Origin of the sequence: Bacillus sp. BB51/4, assembly GCF_008368845.1 — a bacterium.
In the GTDB taxonomy this organism is placed as follows: Bacteria; Bacillota; Bacilli; order Bacillales; family Bacillaceae_G; genus Bacillus_A; species Bacillus_A wiedmannii.
Window position 1 is genome coordinate 495,905 of the sequence record NZ_QOSC01000005.1, and the last position, 15,032, is coordinate 510,936.

A 15,032-nucleotide genomic window follows, 5' to 3' on the forward strand; every position below is an offset into this window, starting at 1 on the left:
AGTAATGGAGAAAATCGAAAGAGTAAGAAGTGCATTTGATGAGGCTGGTATTGACGGTATTTTGTTAACAAATGAACATAGTCGTAGATATATGGCTAACTTCACAGGAACAGCTGGTGTTGTACTGATTTCGAAAAATCGTGCTCAATTTATTACAGATTTCCGTTATGTAGAGCAGGCTAGTAAACAAGCGGTTGGATACGAGATTGTACAGCATGCAGGATTAATCATTGATGAAGTTGCAAAGCAAGTGAAGGAACTGGGAATTCAAAAGCTTGGCTTTGAGCAAGATACTCTTACATATAGTTCTTATTCAGCGCATAAAGAAGTAATCGATGCTGAATTTATCCCAACTTCTGAGCTTGTAGAAAAGTTACGCTTGATAAAGACTGATTCAGAGATTAAGATATTAAAGGAAGCTGCACAGATTGCAGATGCTGCCTTTGAACATATTCTATCATTCATTCGCCCGGGAGTATCTGAAATTGAAGTGTCAAATGAACTTGAATTTTTCATGAGAAAACAAGGAGCAACATCTTCTTCGTTTGATATTATCGTTGCTTCAGGTCTTCGTTCGGCATTACCGCACGGCGTGGCATCTGAAAAAGTGATAGAAACAGGAGATTTCGTTACATTAGACTTCGGCGCTTATTACAAAGGATATTGTTCTGATATTACTCGTACGATTGCAGTTGGTGAACCATCTGATAAATTGAAAGAAATTTATAATATCGTTTTAGAAGCACAATTACGTGGTGTGAACGGTATTAAAGCTGGTTTAACAGGCCGTGAAGCGGATGCGTTAACGCGCGATTACATAACGGAAAAAGGATATGGTGAATACTTTGGACACTCTACTGGTCATGGAATTGGTCTTGAAATCCATGAAGCACCAGGTTTAGCGTTCCGTTCTGATACAGTACTTGAACCAGGAATGGCTGTAACAGTAGAACCAGGTATTTATATTCCAGGTATTGGCGGCGTACGTATTGAAGATGATATCATTGTAACAAGTGAAGGTAATGAAGTAATTACGAAATCACCAAAAGAACTTATTATTTTGTAATATACAGGAGGATTTTTTTACATGATTTCAGTAAACGATTTTCGTACAGGTTTAACAATTTCAGTGGACAATGCCCTTTGGCAAGTAATGGATTTCCAACACGTAAAGCCAGGTAAAGGTGCTGCATTCGTTCGCTCTAAACTACGTAACCTTCGCACAGGATCTGTTCAAGAGAAAACATTCCGTGCAGGTGAAAAAGTAGAAAAAGCACACATCGAAAACCGTCGTATGCAATACTTATACGCGAGCGGTGAGTCTCACGTATTTATGGATAACGGAACTTACGAGCAAATCGAACTTGGTGAAAACCAAATCGAGCGCGAACTTAAATTCCTAAAAGAAAACATGGAAGTATCTATTATGACATACCAAGATGAAGTACTTGGTGTTGAACTTCCGAACACAGTTGAATTAAAAGTGTCAGAAACAGAGCCTGGTATTAAAGGCGATACGGCTTCTAACGTAACAAAACCAGCTACATTAGAAACTGGTCTTGTTGTACAAGTACCAATCTTCATTAACGAAGGCGAAATGCTTATCATCAACACTGGTGAAGGTAAATACGTTTCTCGTGCATAGTAGAAAAGCACTCGTGATCATCACGAGTGCTTTTTTTTATAGGAAATAGGGTAGATAGTAAATAGTAGTGATAATAAAACTAACTAAAACAAGTGAAAGAGTACCCGCCATATATGGAGTGAAAACAATTTGAAATGGTTTTATTTCGCCAGTCTCAACGCCAGTCAGTGTTTTACTGATTGCGTGATCCGTAATGTTGTTTCTATGAGTATTCATAATAATTAACCACATAATTGCAAATATCGCTAAACTTCCAAGGAAAAAGGTCTCCATAAATGACCAACCGACCAATTTTGAAAAAAGATAAATAAGAGCTAATTCTATTACAATTGTTAAACTAATTTTCAATACCTTCATACTTTCCCCCCCTCATTTTGCACATATAGTCAATTTTTTTAAAATGGCGCGATACGATATGTAGTACACGAGATGACTTTAGTTCTATCTCTCATGCTGCATCGTCTATACTCTCCATCACTACTGAATATACCATAATATCCCATTGAACAATACGAATATTCGGACTACGGATAGAAGATAGAGAAATATTATGTTTTTACTTCTGAAATAGACAACCCCTGCATATGGTTGTACAAATATATTCTTTTTCAGCATATAGCATTAGTAACCGTTATGGGAGAAGGTGGGAGAATGAAACAGTGGCTAGCGGCAATGGAAACATCCGTGCTTGTAATGGGGTTACTTCGGTTGTTTTCAGGTAGCGCGGAAATATTCGCCGCTTTGCTTATGCTTTATGTGAATGATGCGAAGAAAGCATTGTTTATAAATGGTATGTTGGCGTTTGTTGGACCGACCGTATTAATTTTAACAATGACAATAGGCATAGCGAGTGTGGCAAGTGAGATTTCTTTCTTGAAACTCTTTTTTCTAGCGCTTGGAATTGGCTGCATTTTTATCGCGTTGTTGAAATAGTAAGTCGAGTATAGTGGGGAGAAGCTGATGAAAGAAGTATTAGAAGTTTTACCGAAAACGATGAAGCGGCTAGTGGAAAGTTGTAAGCAATATGATGCTCTAGAGGAAATTCGTGTTCGAATTGGAAGACCGCTAGAGTGTATTGCTCATGGCGAAGTGTTTTTTTATGACTATATCGTTACAGCAGAGGATGCCATTTACTTATTGAATAAGTTAAGTCAATTCTCAATTTATACGATGGAAGAGGAATTAAAACGTGGGTATGTGACACTTCGAGGAGGACATAGAATCGGCTTAGCTGGAAAAGTCATTACAGAAAAAAGCGCAGTGAAAATGATTCGAGATGTCTCTTCTTTTAATATTCGTATCGCTCGTCAAAAAATAGGAATTGCTGAACCACTTTTGCCGTATTTGTATGAATCACGATGGTTAAACACGATGGTAATTGGCCCACCGCAAACGGGGAAAACAACACTTTTAAGAGATGTAGCACGTTGTATGAGTCAAGGTGTAAGTGCTTCGAAAATTCCTTCTTGTAAAGTGGGGATTGTTGATGAGCGGTCAGAAATTGCAGGTTGTGTGAAAGGTATTCCGCAATATGACTTCGGCACACGAGTAGATGTGTTAGACGCATGTCCAAAAGCTGAAGGAATGATGATGATGATTCGTTCTATGAGTCCAGATATTTTGATTGTAGATGAAATTGGGCGTAAAGAAGATAGTGAAGCAATTATGGAGGCGGTGCATGCTGGGGTTCAGCTTTTTATAAGCGCACATGGATTTTCTTATGATGATGTTGTGAAACGTCCATCACTAAAAGCGGTGCTGGAGCTCGGTATATTTGATAGGTTTGTGGAGCTATCAAAAGCAAGAGGGCCAGGAACAGTTATGCAAGTAAAAGATAAATATGGAAAATCGGTATTACCTCATAGAAAGGCGCAAAGCGTATGGTGAAAATATTTGGTGCAGTGTTAATCGTTGCGGTCAGCACCTTTTTCGGATTTTCATACGCTAAAAGATACAGTGAGAGACCAAGGCAACTTAGATTATTAAAAGCGGCACTTCAATCATTAGAGGCAGAAATTATGTATGGGCACACACCTTTGTCTGAAGCTGCCGAGCGATTAGTGAAACAAATGCCTAAGCCGTTAAATTGGATATTTCAAAGTTTCGCTAGAAGGCTAGAAGGCGGAGAACAAACAGTAAGAGAAGCTTGGATAGATAGTTTGAAAGAAAATTGGAAGCTAACAGCATTTCAACAAACTGAGTACGAGATTTTGCAGCAATTTGGTGAAACGCTCGGACAACATGATCGTGAATCACAACAAAAACATATTCGCTTATGCATTACACATTTAGAGAGAGAAGAAGAAGAAGCGAAAGCATTACAACTGCAATACGAAAAAATGATCAAGAGCTTAGGGGTACTAGCGGGGCTACTTATCGTAATTTTACTACTATAGGAGGGAGAAAGGCGATGTCCATTGATGTTGGATTAATATTTCAAATCGCCGGAATCGGCATTGTTTTAGCTTTTATTCATACCGTACTAAAAGAATTAAAGCGAGAGGATATTGCAAATTGGGTTATCCTTGTCGGTTTTGTCGTTATTTTATTTCATGTGGCATTTTTAATTAATACGCTATTCGACAAGATTAAGAGTGTCTTTCTCTTCCAGTAAAGGAGGCGGTTCGAATCGAAATTATACAAATTGTCGGATTAGGCCTCGTTGCTACGTTTTTAGCGGCTGTATTAAATCAGCATAAATCTAGCATTACGTCGTTATTTATTGTGTTCGTAGGTAGCGTGATGTTTCTTATTTTAATTGATCAAATTCACTCTATTTTACAAATGATTGAGAGAGTAGCGAGTGAAGCGAAAGTTAGCAACGTATATGTAGAAACGTTGCTAAAAATTATTGGGATTGCTTATATTGCTGAGTTTGGAGCACAAATTACAAAAGATGCAGGGCAGGGTGCAATCGCTTCAAAAATTGAATTAGCTGGAAAAATCTTAATTTTAGTAATGGCGATTCCTATTTTGACGGTTGTCATTGAAACTATTCTTGGATTTTTACCGACGGGATAAGGGGGAGTGAATGTTGAGGGGGTTTGGAGCTAAGCTGCTATTTGCTTGCTTCCTTTTCTTTTCTTTACCGGTTGTTGTACAAGCTTCTCCTGTAGAAACAAACGTCGTTGATCAACAATTGGATAAGCTCGGAATTGAAGATGTGAAGCAATTTTGGGACGGGCTTGTTACAAAATATGGAGGTTATTTACCAGAGAGTCAAAAAGGTAGTTTTATGGAGTTTGTAAAGGGAGAAAAAGAAATTTCTATAAAAGAGTGGATGTTAGGTTTATTAAAGTATTTATTTCACGAGCTTGTTGCAAATGGGAAGCTACTTGGAACGCTCATTATGCTTACAATTTTTAGTGCATTGTTGCAATCACTGCAATCTGCATTTTCAAAGAGCAGTGTAAGTAAAATTGCCGATGCTGTTGTATATATGGTACTTATTATTTTCGCTTTAAATAGTTTTTATGTCGTCATGACATATGCAAGAGAAACGATACAAACAATGGTAGATTTCATATTAGCGCTATTGCCAATCTTGCTTGCACTTATAGCAACTGGAGGTGGTGTTGTATCTGTATCGTTTTTTCATCCAATTATTATCTTTTTAATGAACACGAGCGGGCTTTTGATGAATTATATCGTTCTACCACTTTTATTACTTGCAACGATATTAAGTATTGTAAGTACGATGAGTGATCAATATAAAGTTACGAAATTGTCCAAGCTTCTGCAAAACGTTAGCGTTGGGATTATCGGTATTTTTTTAACGATTTTTTTAGGGGTATTATCTGTACAAGGAACAGCGACAGCTGTTGCTGATGGAATCGCTGTGAAAACTGCTAAATTTGTAACAGGGAACTTTATTCCCGTAGTAGGAAGAATGTTTACAGAGGCGGCGGATACTGTTATTAGTGCATCGGGATTATTAAAAAACACAGTCGGAATTATCGGGCTCGTCATTCTATGCTTAATTGTTGCTTTTCCAGCGATTCAAATTTTTTGTATTGCGTTTATTTATAAATTCGCAGCAGCAGTATTACAGCCAGTTGGCAGCGGAGCAATTATTCAATGTTTAGATATTATTGGGCGAAGCATCATTTATGTATTTGCTTGCTTAGCTATCGTATCATTTATGTTCTTTTTAAGTATCACAATTATTATCGCTGCGGGGAACATTACACTTATGATGCGGTAGGAGGTGAAGGGTATGCAATTTGTTACAGAGTGGATTAGAAACATTATCGTTTTTTTACTCTTAGCGACAATGCTTCATCTTATTCTTCCAAATTCAAATTTGCAAAAGTACGTTAAATTCGTTGTAAGTCTATTATTAGTTGTTTTAATCTTAACGCCCCTTTTTAAACTACTGCAAACAGATGTGAATGAAGTAATCGCAAATTTTAATGAAGAGAAGTACGTAGCAGAAGGATCTGTAAAAAATTCAATAGATTCGAAGAAAAAAGAAATACAAGCTCTAACACGTGCATATAGTTTAGAAGAGATGGCTACCAAAATGAAAAAAGAAGTAGGAAAAGAATTCGAGAAAAAGTATGGTATGACAGTCTCTGAAATACAAATAGTCGCAGCGGAAAGTACAGCGGAAGTAAAGTCAGCAAAAGATATTCAAACTGTTGTTGTGACGTTGAAAGAAAAAGAACGTAGTAAAAATGATGCAATCGAAACAGTAAAACCAGTTGAAATTAACACGAAGGAACCTCCGAAAAAAGTAGAAGAAACGAATGTAGAAATGAAAGATTTCTTTTCAAGCAGGTGGCAACTAGAGAATAAACAAATCCAAGTTCAAATGGAAGGGAGGACAGGTAGAGTAAATGGACAATAAAGATAAAAATTCGAAGTTCTCATTTTTTCGAAACTTATTGAATGGGGATGAAAAAGAAAGCAATGAGAAGGGAAAAAAGATAACACCTAAGTTTTTACTTGTCCTACTCATTCTTGGGATTTTGCTTATGTTTTCTAGTAGTCTTTTTTCAAGTAAAAAAGAAGAAGTACCTGTATTTAAAGAACAAAAAACGCAAAACCAAGAAAAAGACGTACCAACTTTTGGACAAAAAAATAATGATAGTATGTCAAATGTAGAAAAGTATGAAAAAGCGTATGAACAAGAATTAAAAGCAGCCTTAGAAGAAATAGCGGGAGTAAAAAATGTAACGATTAAAGTAAATTTAGATTCATCTGAGGAAAAAATATTAGAAAAAAACACAGTGAAACGTTCACAAACAACAGGTGAAACAGATAAGACAGGTGGTAAGAGGGAAGTAGAAGATGAGTCCCTTGATGAAAAGACAGTCATTATACGTGAAGGTGATAAAGAAACTCCCGTTGTTTTACGAACAGAGAAACCGAAAGTACGAGGTGTTCTTGTCGTAGCAAAAGGAGTGGATAATATACAAGTTAAAGCGATGGTAAAAGAAGCTGTAATACGGCTGCTAGATGTACCAGCTCATCGTGTTTCAGTATCACCGAAAAATTGATAGGGAGGAAATAAAGTGTTAAAAAAACAAACGGTTTGGCTATTAACGATGTTAAGTTTAGTTGTTGTACTATCTGTTTATTACGTAACAACTCCTGACAAAATGAATACAGCATCGCCGGCAACAGGTGAAAAGATTGGACAAGAAAAACAAGGTACTGATAAAGCAGTAACAAATGAAGCACCTAAAGAAACGCCAAAAAAAGAAAATACAAGCAAGGAAACATCAAATAAAGAAACAAACAAAGAAACGAACAAAAAAGAGAGTGCTCAAAAAGAAACAAGTAAAAAAGATGCTAACGTAACAGTTCAATCCAGTGATGAAAATTTCACAGCGTTACGTATGCAAATGGAAGATCAGCTAAGTGAACAAAAATCAAGATTACAAGAAGTGATGAATTCAGCAAAATCTTCAGCAACAGAAAAGAGTAAAGCGAAAGATAATTTTGATGCAATTACTACAATGGAAACGAAGCAAGAATTACTTGAGACAGTGATTAAGTCTCAAGGAGGATATAAAGATGCCCTTGTAAGAGCTGATGGAACTGACATTAAAGTAACTGTGAAAGCAGCAAAGCATTCACAAAAAGAAGCGAATAAAATTATACAGCTTGTAAGAAGTGAAGGCGGATCAAAAGATGTAGGTGTGAAATAATAATCCGCGAGGGAATCCCTCGCGGATTATTAGTTTTTACGAATCGGATTGTTTGAAAATAGTTATAGAAAAAAGCTATCATTTTCGATAGCTTTTTTCTGTTTCGTCTTTGTAGTTGTTTTTATTATGTTCAACTCGGAACGGAGAAATACGTTGTGAGTAAAAGATTAGCGGTTCATGGTAATGATGATTACTTTTTCCAGATTTGACGTGGATGAAGAGAACGAATGCCCAGACCATTACGGCAGGTAAGAAGAGAATGAGCCATATCATATGTCCACACCTCGATACGATATATTTTCTACACTTTGAACATACTATTCTTATATGAAGGAATGATGAACGGTGTGTAAACAAAAAAATAATATTTGGTAAAAATATGTTGTTGACTATAGATGAAGTGAAGAGTGGAGCGGTAATGATCTGTTTATTGTGTAGCATTTTGAAAAAGTAAGGAATGTTTTTTAGGAAGTGGTCTTGCCAATTTTGTGTGAAACTTGGTATTATTACTAGGTAATAAATTTTTATTGAAATAATATTTTTACAGGAGTTTCGATTTATTATAAAGAAATATAAATTGGAATGTTTAAAAAATTTATCGTAAGATGGAAATAGCAATTATTTCTATTAGTAAATGAAATACATTTTCTAATAGAGTACATCGTATTTTTACAGTCAATCTAGTTTTAGTGACGAGAATCTGTAAAAACGAGACAAACAAGAGTATGGGAGTGGATTTTACATGTTTAAAATTCAAGAAGTTCGTGAATTAATTAAATTAATTGATAGCTCTAATATTGATGAATTTGAATACAAAAAAGATGGTACGACAATCAAAATGAAAAAGCGTGGTAATGAAGTTGTTGCGGTGCAAGCACCTGTAGCAAAACAAGTCGTGCAACCAGTAGCACCTGTTGAAGTTGAAACAACAGTAGCGGCAGCACAAGTGGAAGTACCAAAACAAGAAGAGCAAAAAGTGGTTCAAAATGAAAACCTACATAAAATTACATCACCGATGGTAGGTACATTCTATTCTTCATCTTCGCCTGATACACCTGCATATGTAAGTGTAGGAGACAGAGTATCAAAAGATTCTATCGTATGCATTGTTGAGGCTATGAAGTTATTTAACGAAATCGATGCAGATGTAGATGGTGAAATTGTTGAGATTCTTGTTAATAATGGACAGCTTGTTGAGTATGGACAACCGCTATTTCTTGTAAAAGCGTAATAAGGGAGTCTTTGTGATGATAAAAAAAGTATTAATAGCCAATCGTGGGGAAATTGCTGTACGAATTATTCGTGCTTGTAAAGAAATGGATATTGAAACAGTCGCAATTTATTCAGAAGCAGATAAAGAGTCACTTCACGTACAAATTGCTGATGAGGCGTATTGTGTAGGACCAACGATTTCGAAAGAAAGCTATTTAAATTTGACGAACATTATTAGTGTTGCGAAGTTAACAGGCTGCGATGCTATTCATCCAGGATACGGATTTTTAGCAGAGAATGCAGATTTTGCAGAGCTATGCCGTGAATGTAACTTGATTTTTATCGGTCCAAGTCCAGAAGCTATTTCAAAGATGGGCACAAAAGACGTTGCTCGTGATACAATGAAAGAAGCAGGGGTTCCGATTGTACCAGGTTCACAAGGGATTATTAAAAATACCGAAGAAGCGATCGAGCTTGCTAATCAAATTGGATATCCAGTTATTATTAAAGCGACTGCAGGTGGCGGCGGAAAAGGTATTCGTGTTGCACGCCATGAAGAAGAGCTTGTAAAAGGAATTCAAATTACACAGCAAGAAGCTAGTACCGCTTTTGGGAACCCTGGTGTATACTTAGAAAAGTACGTTGAAGATTTCCGCCATGTTGAGATTCAAATAATGGCAGATACACATGGAAATGCCATTCATTTAGGAGAGCGTGATTGTACAATTCAGCGCCGCTTGCAAAAACTACTAGAAGAAAGTCCATCACCTGCACTTGATGAAAATGTTCGCAAGCAGATGGGTGATGCGGCAGTTAAAGCGGCGGTAGCGGTTGATTATACAGGTGCTGGTACGGTTGAGTTTATTTATGAATATAGAACGAAAAGCTTTTATTTCATGGAGATGAATACGAGAATTCAAGTTGAGCATCCAGTTACTGAAATGGTAACAGGGATGGATTTAATTAAAGAACAAATTCGTGTTGCTTCTGGAGAAAAGTTATCGTTACAGCAAGAAGAAGTACAATTTAATGGTTGGGCAATTGAATGCCGAATTAATGCGGAAAACCCTGCCAAAAAATTCATGCCATCCCCAGGTAAAGTAGAAATGTACTTGCCACCAGGCGGATTTGGTATTCGCGTCGATTCAGCTGTATATCCGGGATATTCAATCCCACCTTTCTATGATTCGATGGTTGCTAAATTAATTGTTCACGGAAAAACACGTGAAGAGGCAATTGCAAAAATGAAGCGTGCACTCAGTGAGTTTGTCATTGAAGGCGTACATACAACAATCCCGTTCCATTTGCAATTGCTAGATCATCCTGATTTTGTAAAAGGTGAGTTTAATACGAAGTTTTTGGAAGAGCATGAACTTGTGACGCAGTGATACATTAAAGGAGGTTTTTTTTCATGGCTGAACATATGTTAGATATGGGTCAAGATACAACTCTTGGTAAAGTAGAAATTGCACCAGAAGTAATTGAAGTAATCGCAGGTATTGCAGCTGCTGAAGTAGAAGGTGTAGCGGCAATGCGTGGTAATTTTGCTACAGATGTTGTTGAGAAGTTAGGTAAGAAAAATCATGGTAAAGGTGTAAAGGTTGAATTAGCAAACGAAGATATTATCGTTGACCTTTATGTTGTAATGTATTTTGGCGTAGCAATTCCAGTTGTTGCACAAAAGATTCAAGACAACATTCGCCAGGCACTCTTTACAATGACAGGGCTTGAGCCAAAAGAAGTGAATGTTCACATCGTTGGCGTAACATTCGAAACACAAAAAACAGAAATTGAACCAGTGTAAGAATGAAAAAGGTGCCTAGTAACATAGGCATCTTTTTTATCGTTTCATTTCTTCACAAATTAAAACCCTCTAATTATTATACTATTTCAAAAAATAAGAAATCAAAAAGAAGATGTTTCGTTTTTCCAAAAAACGTACATTGTGATAAGATATGGAACTTGAAGTTAATCTTTTTATTATTTTTCAGCCTTGTAACCCGTGTGTGAAACGATAAATTGTGTTATTATCATTGTATTATAAGGTTGGAAAATCAATGAAAACTGTAAGAGTAAGTGAATTGACGGCTTATAAATTATAATAATATAACAAAGCATAAGGAAAGACTTGAAGCATAAAGGAGAGTTACAATGAAACGTAGGACGGCTAGAGAAAGAGCTATGCAAGCATTATACCAAATGGATATTACAGGTGAATTAGAACCGAAAGTAGCGGTGGAAAACACGCTAGATGAAGGTGAAGAAACAAATGATTTTCTAGAATCACTTGTAGTAGGTTTTGTAGAAAATAAAGAAGTAATTGATGAAGCGATTCGTCAAAACTTAAAAAAATGGAAGCTGGAGCGTATTAGTATTGTTGATCGCAGTATTTTACGTGTAGCTGTGTATGAAATGAAATACATGGAAGAAATTCCACACAACGTAACAATTAACGAAGCGATTGAAATTGCTAAAACATTTGGGGATGAGGAATCTCGTCGTTTTATTAACGGCGTTTTATCTAATATAAAAGATACACTGTAATTTCTTTAAGGGGGAATCTTAAAATGGTAGCAGTAATCATCAAAGGAAATGAAGTTGCGGAGAAAAAACGAGCACAATTAACAGAAGAAGTTGTGAAGTTGAAAGAGCAAGGGATTGTACCAGGATTAGCAGTTATTCTAGTTGGAGAAGATCCAGCATCTCGTTCTTATGTAAAAGGAAAAGAAAAGGGCTGTGAACAAGTAGGAATCTATTCAGAGCTAATTGAACTTCCTGAAACAATTACTGAGGAGCGTTTGCTTGCTGAAATCGATCGCTTAAATGGCGATGACCGTATTAATGGCATTTTAGTGCAATTACCTTTACCAAAACATATTGAAGAAAAAGCTATCATTGAAAGAATTTCACCAGAAAAAGATGTAGATGGATTTCACCCAATCAGCGTGGGACGTATGATGACGGGACAAGATACATTCCTTCCATGTACACCGCACGGTATCGTAGAATTAGTAAAAGAAACAAATCTTGATATCTCAGGAAAACATGTTGTAGTAATTGGAAGAAGTAATATTGTCGGCAAGCCAGTGGGGCAATTGTTCTTAAATGAAAATGCAACTGTAACATATTGTCATTCTAAAACGCAAAATATGAAAGAGTTAACGAAGTTAGCTGATATTTTAATCGTAGCTGTTGGACGACCTAAAATGGTAACAGCTGATTATATTAAAGAAGGAGCGGTTGTAATCGACGTTGGTGTGAACCGTTTAGAAACAGGTAAACTTTGTGGTGATGTTGACTTTGACAACGTGTTAGATGTTGCAGGTTACATTACACCTGTGCCAAAGGGTGTTGGTCCAATGACGATCACAATGCTTCTTCATAATACTGTTGAATCTGCTAAGCGTGCAGGTGTCGTTTGTAAATAATTTGAGTCGGCTATGAGGAGAGAGAAATGGAAAAACAATATTTAACCGTTACAGCGTTAACACGCTATATAAAAACAAAAATAGAATATGATCCGCATTTGCAGTCTGTTTGGTTAAAAGGTGAAATTTCCAACTTTAAAAATCATAGTCGTGGCCACATGTACTTTACATTGAAAGATGAAAATGCAAGAATCGCAGCGGTTATGTTTGCGGGTCATAATCGTAATATTAAATTCAGACCTGAAAATGGGATGAAGGTACTTGTGAAAGGGAAAATTTCCGTTTACGAGGCGAGTGGTTCTTATCAAATTTATATTCAAGACATGCAGCCTGACGGAGTCGGAAACCTGCATTTAGCTTACGAACAATTAAAGGTTCGTTTAGAGGAAGAAGGTTTGTTTTCTCAAGTTTATAAAAAAACAATTCCTCCTTATGCTAAAACAATAGGTGTGATTACGTCGCCAACAGGGGCAGCGATTCGTGATGTTATAACAACGATTAAACGTCGTTATCCAATTGGAAATGTTATTGTGTTTCCGGTACTTGTACAGGGGGAGTCAGCAGCTCCCTCAATTGTACAAGCGATTCGTACAGCGAATGAAATGGGAGAGATAGATGTCCTAATCGTTGGGCGAGGGGGAGGCTCTATTGAAGAGTTATGGGCTTTCAATGAAGAAATGGTAGCAAGGGCAATCTTTAAGAGTGAGATCCCTATTATTTCGGCAGTAGGCCATGAAACGGACTTTACAATTGCGGATTTTGTTGCCGATTTACGTGCGCCAACACCGACTGCAGCAGCTGAGCTGGCAGCGCCTAACATTATAGAGTTACAAGAAAAGGTATTACAAAGAACTCTAAGATTGCAAAGAGCAATGAGAGAGTTAGTACATAAAAAAGAAGAAAAACTACAAGTATTGCAAAAATCTTATGCGTTCCGTTATCCAAGACAAGTATATGAGCAAAAAGAAGAGCAATTAGATAGAGCGTTAGAACAGCTTGTTTTAGCGAAAGAGCGCTATATTGATAAAAAGGTAAATCAGTTAAAACAGCTTTCATTTTATTTAGAGAAGCACCACCCAGCTCAAAAAATTATGCAAACGAAGGTAGCGGTTGAAACATTGCAAAAGCAATTGCAACGTGAAATGCAAACATTACTTCAAACGAAAGAATTTGCCTTTGTAAGAGCTGCTCAAAAACTTGAAGCGTTAAGTCCGCTTAAAGTAATGATGAGAGGGTACGGGCTTGTATATGATGAAGAGAAGCAAGTGTTAAAAAGTGTGAAAGATGTCAGCCTTGGAGATGCTGTTTCAGTTCAATTACAAGATGGAATACTAGATTGTAGCGTATCAGGCATAGAGGAGCGTGAATTGAATAATGGAAAATAAATTAAGCTTTGAAGAGGCAATTTCGCAACTTGAGCACCTCGTTTCTAAGCTAGAGCAAGGTGACGTACCTTTAGAAGAAGCAATTTCTTATTTTAAAGAGGGTATGGAATTATCTAAGCTTTGTGATGAGAAGTTGAAGAACGTACAAGAACAAATGGCAGTTATTCTTGGGGAAGATGGAGAGCTTGAACCGTTTACTGCTTTAGGAGATGAAGCATAGTGACTATTGCTTTTGATACTTTTTTGAAAGAAAGTAAAACTTTCGTAGAAGAGAAGCTTGTAAGCTATGCAAATGAATTACAATGTCCAAATGTACTTCGTGAAGCGATGGCATATTCTTTGGAAGCGGGTGGAAAGCGTCTCCGCCCGTTACTTTTATTTGCGACATTACAAGCGTTTGGTAAAGAAAAAAATCTTGGAATAGGTGCAGCTTGTGCTCTTGAAATGATACATACATACTCGTTAGTTCATGATGATTTACCTTGTATGGATGATGATGATTTAAGAAGAGGTAAGCCCACAAATCATAAAGTATTTGGTGAAGCGATGGCAGTTTTAGCAGGCGATGGTTTGTTGACGTATGCTTTTCAAGTTATTATGGCATATGAACAAAAGGAAATCTCTGCTGAAAAAAAAGTAAGACTTGTACTTGAGCTTGCAAAAGCGGCAGGACCAGAAGGAATGGTTGGCGGACAAGTGGCAGATATGGAAGCTGAAGGGAAACAGCTTACGATTGATGAGTTGGAGTATATTCATAAGCATAAGACTGGGAAACTACTTGAATTCGCTGTACTTGCAGGATCGATACTTTCTGATGCCACAGAAGAACAAGAAGAAAAGTTACTTGCGTTTGCAAAATATATCGGCCTAGCTTTCCAAATTCGAGATGATATTTTAGATGTGGAAGGAACCGAAGAAGAGATTGGAAAACCGATTGGTAGTGATGTTTCCAACGAAAAGAGCACATATACGACGTTATTTACTGTAGATAGAGCAAAGGATATTTTAGAAGAAACAATTGCAAAAGCAAAAGGTGCTATTCGTTCCTTGCAATTACAAGATGAATATTTACTATCTATTTGCGATTTGATTGCAAAACGTAATAACTAATATAACAGCGTTTCCATTTGTTGAGTCATTCATCATTTTATGATATAAATGTAGGAAAAGGTTTTTCTTTTCTTGTTATTGGCAAAAATATATGTAG

At 36.7% G+C, this 15,032-nt stretch carries 21 protein-coding genes; 19 read left to right on the top strand and 2 right to left on the bottom strand.

What is annotated here, in order from left to right:
• Window positions 1–4 precede the first annotated feature (4 nt).
• Window positions 5–1,066, top strand: coding sequence for a Xaa-Pro dipeptidase (gene pepQ, locus DN392_RS04915; RefSeq protein ID WP_149237913.1), 1,062 nt, complete (start codon window positions 5–7; stop codon window positions 1,064–1,066).
• 21 nt (window positions 1,067–1,087) lie between these two features.
• Complete coding sequence (gene efp / locus DN392_RS04920; RefSeq protein ID WP_000626521.1) at window positions 1,088–1,645, top strand: elongation factor P; 558 nt, start codon at window positions 1,088–1,090, stop codon at window positions 1,643–1,645.
• A 36-nt stretch (window positions 1,646–1,681) separates the two neighbouring features.
• On the opposite strand, the gene DN392_RS04925 is transcribed toward efp, so the two are convergent.
• Window positions 1,682–2,002: a hypothetical protein gene (locus DN392_RS04925; protein WP_064470276.1), complete on the bottom strand. Its 321-nt coding sequence runs from the start codon at window positions 2,000–2,002 to the stop codon at window positions 1,682–1,684.
• Window positions 2,003–2,296: 294 nt separating this feature from the next.
• Here DN392_RS04925 and DN392_RS04930 point away from each other — a divergent pair, with 294 nt between their 5' ends.
• The 9 genes from DN392_RS04930 to DN392_RS04970 are packed head-to-tail and all read left to right on the top strand — an operon-like array spanning window position 2,297 to window position 7,800.
• On the top strand, window positions 2,297–2,578 hold the full coding sequence (locus DN392_RS04930; protein ID WP_000816054.1) for a YqhV family protein: 282 nt from the start codon (window positions 2,297–2,299) through the stop codon (window positions 2,576–2,578).
• A 27-nt stretch (window positions 2,579–2,605) separates the two neighbouring features.
• Complete coding sequence (gene spoIIIAA / locus DN392_RS04935; protein WP_064056473.1) at window positions 2,606–3,532, top strand: stage III sporulation protein AA; 927 nt, start codon at window positions 2,606–2,608, stop codon at window positions 3,530–3,532.
• Window positions 3,526–4,041 carry a stage III sporulation protein SpoIIIAB gene (gene spoIIIAB / locus DN392_RS04940; RefSeq protein ID WP_000238693.1) on the top strand — a complete coding sequence of 172 codons (516 nt, stop codon included), beginning with the start codon at window positions 3,526–3,528 and terminating at the stop codon, window positions 4,039–4,041. Before spoIIIAA ends, spoIIIAB begins: the two co-directional genes overlap by 7 nt.
• A gap of 14 nt (window positions 4,042–4,055) precedes the next feature.
• Complete coding sequence (gene spoIIIAC, locus DN392_RS04945) at window positions 4,056–4,259, top strand: stage III sporulation protein AC (protein ID WP_000020914.1); 204 nt, start codon at window positions 4,056–4,058, stop codon at window positions 4,257–4,259.
• A 23-nt stretch (window positions 4,260–4,282) separates the two neighbouring features.
• Window positions 4,283–4,666, top strand: a complete 384-nt coding sequence (gene spoIIIAD, locus DN392_RS04950) for a stage III sporulation protein AD (RefSeq protein WP_077393170.1) — start codon at window positions 4,283–4,285, stop codon at window positions 4,664–4,666.
• 10 nt (window positions 4,667–4,676) lie between these two features.
• The gene (spoIIIAE, locus tag DN392_RS04955; protein ID WP_000943696.1) at window positions 4,677–5,849 is read left to right on the top strand and encodes a stage III sporulation protein AE; all 1,173 of its coding nucleotides are present in this window, start codon (window positions 4,677–4,679) and stop codon (window positions 5,847–5,849) included.
• A 12-nt stretch (window positions 5,850–5,861) separates the two neighbouring features.
• Window positions 5,862–6,494, top strand: coding sequence for a stage III sporulation protein AF (gene spoIIIAF, locus DN392_RS04960; protein ID WP_001161039.1), 633 nt, complete (start codon window positions 5,862–5,864; stop codon window positions 6,492–6,494).
• Window positions 6,484–7,146 (top strand): stage III sporulation protein AG, encoded by a 663-nt coding sequence (gene spoIIIAG, locus DN392_RS04965; RefSeq protein WP_000368870.1) that lies wholly within the window; start codon window positions 6,484–6,486, stop codon window positions 7,144–7,146. Before spoIIIAF ends, spoIIIAG begins: the two co-directional genes overlap by 11 nt.
• A 15-nt stretch (window positions 7,147–7,161) precedes the next feature.
• Window positions 7,162–7,800 (top strand): SpoIIIAH-like family protein, encoded by a 639-nt coding sequence (locus DN392_RS04970; protein WP_149237914.1) that lies wholly within the window; start codon window positions 7,162–7,164, stop codon window positions 7,798–7,800.
• Window positions 7,801–7,878: 78 nt separating this feature from the next.
• Here DN392_RS04970 and DN392_RS04975 read toward each other — a convergent pair whose 3' ends face one another.
• Window positions 7,879–8,073: a hypothetical protein gene (locus DN392_RS04975; RefSeq protein WP_002107729.1), complete on the bottom strand. Its 195-nt coding sequence runs from the start codon at window positions 8,071–8,073 to the stop codon at window positions 7,879–7,881.
• Between the two features lie 469 nt (window positions 8,074–8,542).
• Here DN392_RS04975 and accB point away from each other — a divergent pair, with 469 nt between their 5' ends.
• From accB to ispA, 8 genes are all read left to right on the top strand, one after another.
• Window positions 8,543–9,031, top strand: a complete 489-nt coding sequence (accB, locus tag DN392_RS04980; RefSeq protein ID WP_000472875.1) for an acetyl-CoA carboxylase biotin carboxyl carrier protein — start codon at window positions 8,543–8,545, stop codon at window positions 9,029–9,031.
• A gap of 16 nt (window positions 9,032–9,047) precedes the next feature.
• Entirely contained in the window at window positions 9,048–10,400 is a 1,353-nt protein-coding gene (accC, locus tag DN392_RS04985) for an acetyl-CoA carboxylase biotin carboxylase subunit (protein ID WP_000592872.1), read from the top strand.
• 23 nt (window positions 10,401–10,423) lie between these two features.
• The gene (locus DN392_RS04990) at window positions 10,424–10,816 is read left to right on the top strand and encodes an Asp23/Gls24 family envelope stress response protein (protein ID WP_000807630.1); all 393 of its coding nucleotides are present in this window, start codon (window positions 10,424–10,426) and stop codon (window positions 10,814–10,816) included.
• 347 nt (window positions 10,817–11,163) lie between these two features.
• A complete protein-coding gene (gene nusB, locus DN392_RS04995; protein WP_000830244.1) occupies window positions 11,164–11,556 on the top strand; it encodes a N utilization substance protein NusB in 393 nt (130 codons plus the stop codon).
• A 23-nt stretch (window positions 11,557–11,579) separates the two neighbouring features.
• Complete coding sequence (folD, locus tag DN392_RS05000; RefSeq protein ID WP_000226735.1) at window positions 11,580–12,440, top strand: bifunctional methylenetetrahydrofolate dehydrogenase/methenyltetrahydrofolate cyclohydrolase FolD; 861 nt, start codon at window positions 11,580–11,582, stop codon at window positions 12,438–12,440.
• Window positions 12,441–12,466: 26 nt separating this feature from the next.
• A complete protein-coding gene (gene xseA / locus DN392_RS05005; protein WP_000415269.1) occupies window positions 12,467–13,825 on the top strand; it encodes an exodeoxyribonuclease VII large subunit in 1,359 nt (452 codons plus the stop codon).
• Window positions 13,815–14,045: an exodeoxyribonuclease VII small subunit gene (gene xseB, locus DN392_RS05010; protein ID WP_000428423.1), complete on the top strand. Its 231-nt coding sequence runs from the start codon at window positions 13,815–13,817 to the stop codon at window positions 14,043–14,045. The genes xseA and xseB overlap by 11 nt, the downstream gene beginning before the upstream one ends.
• Window positions 14,045–14,935: a (2E,6E)-farnesyl diphosphate synthase gene (gene ispA / locus DN392_RS05015; protein ID WP_000150358.1), complete on the top strand. Its 891-nt coding sequence runs from the start codon at window positions 14,045–14,047 to the stop codon at window positions 14,933–14,935. The genes xseB and ispA overlap by 1 nt, the downstream gene beginning before the upstream one ends.
• Window positions 14,936–15,032 lie beyond the last annotated feature (97 nt).

Bases quoted from the DNA above. Each gene is read 5' to 3' on its own strand.
- xseB (WP_000428423.1), top strand. From the start codon at position 13,815: ATGGAAAATAAATTAAGCTTTGAAGAGGCAATTTCGCAACTTGAGCAC.
- spoIIIAB (WP_000238693.1), top strand. From the start codon at position 3,526: ATGGTGAAAATATTTGGTGCAGTGTTAATCGTTGCGGTCAGCACCTTT.
- xseA (WP_000415269.1), top strand. From the start codon at position 12,467: ATGGAAAAACAATATTTAACCGTTACAGCGTTAACACGCTATATAAAA.
- spoIIIAC (WP_000020914.1), top strand. From the start codon at position 4,056: ATGTCCATTGATGTTGGATTAATATTTCAAATCGCCGGAATCGGCATT.
- pepQ (WP_149237913.1), top strand. From the start codon at position 5: ATGGAGAAAATCGAAAGAGTAAGAAGTGCATTTGATGAGGCTGGTATT.
- accB (WP_000472875.1), top strand. From the start codon at position 8,543: ATGTTTAAAATTCAAGAAGTTCGTGAATTAATTAAATTAATTGATAGC.
- spoIIIAG (WP_000368870.1), top strand. From the start codon at position 6,484: ATGGACAATAAAGATAAAAATTCGAAGTTCTCATTTTTTCGAAACTTA.
- folD (WP_000226735.1), top strand. From the start codon at position 11,580: ATGGTAGCAGTAATCATCAAAGGAAATGAAGTTGCGGAGAAAAAACGA.
- efp (WP_000626521.1), top strand. From the start codon at position 1,088: ATGATTTCAGTAAACGATTTTCGTACAGGTTTAACAATTTCAGTGGAC.
- DN392_RS04975 (WP_002107729.1), bottom strand. From the start codon at position 8,073: ATGATATGGCTCATTCTCTTCTTACCTGCCGTAATGGTCTGGGCATTC.
- DN392_RS04925 (WP_064470276.1), bottom strand. From the start codon at position 2,002: ATGAAGGTATTGAAAATTAGTTTAACAATTGTAATAGAATTAGCTCTT.
- DN392_RS04990 (WP_000807630.1), top strand. From the start codon at position 10,424: ATGGCTGAACATATGTTAGATATGGGTCAAGATACAACTCTTGGTAAA.
- accC (WP_000592872.1), top strand. From the start codon at position 9,048: ATGATAAAAAAAGTATTAATAGCCAATCGTGGGGAAATTGCTGTACGA.
- nusB (WP_000830244.1), top strand. From the start codon at position 11,164: ATGAAACGTAGGACGGCTAGAGAAAGAGCTATGCAAGCATTATACCAA.
- DN392_RS04930 (WP_000816054.1), top strand. From the start codon at position 2,297: ATGAAACAGTGGCTAGCGGCAATGGAAACATCCGTGCTTGTAATGGGG.
- spoIIIAA (WP_064056473.1), top strand. From the start codon at position 2,606: ATGAAAGAAGTATTAGAAGTTTTACCGAAAACGATGAAGCGGCTAGTG.
- spoIIIAF (WP_001161039.1), top strand. From the start codon at position 5,862: ATGCAATTTGTTACAGAGTGGATTAGAAACATTATCGTTTTTTTACTC.
- spoIIIAE (WP_000943696.1), top strand. From the start codon at position 4,677: ATGTTGAGGGGGTTTGGAGCTAAGCTGCTATTTGCTTGCTTCCTTTTC.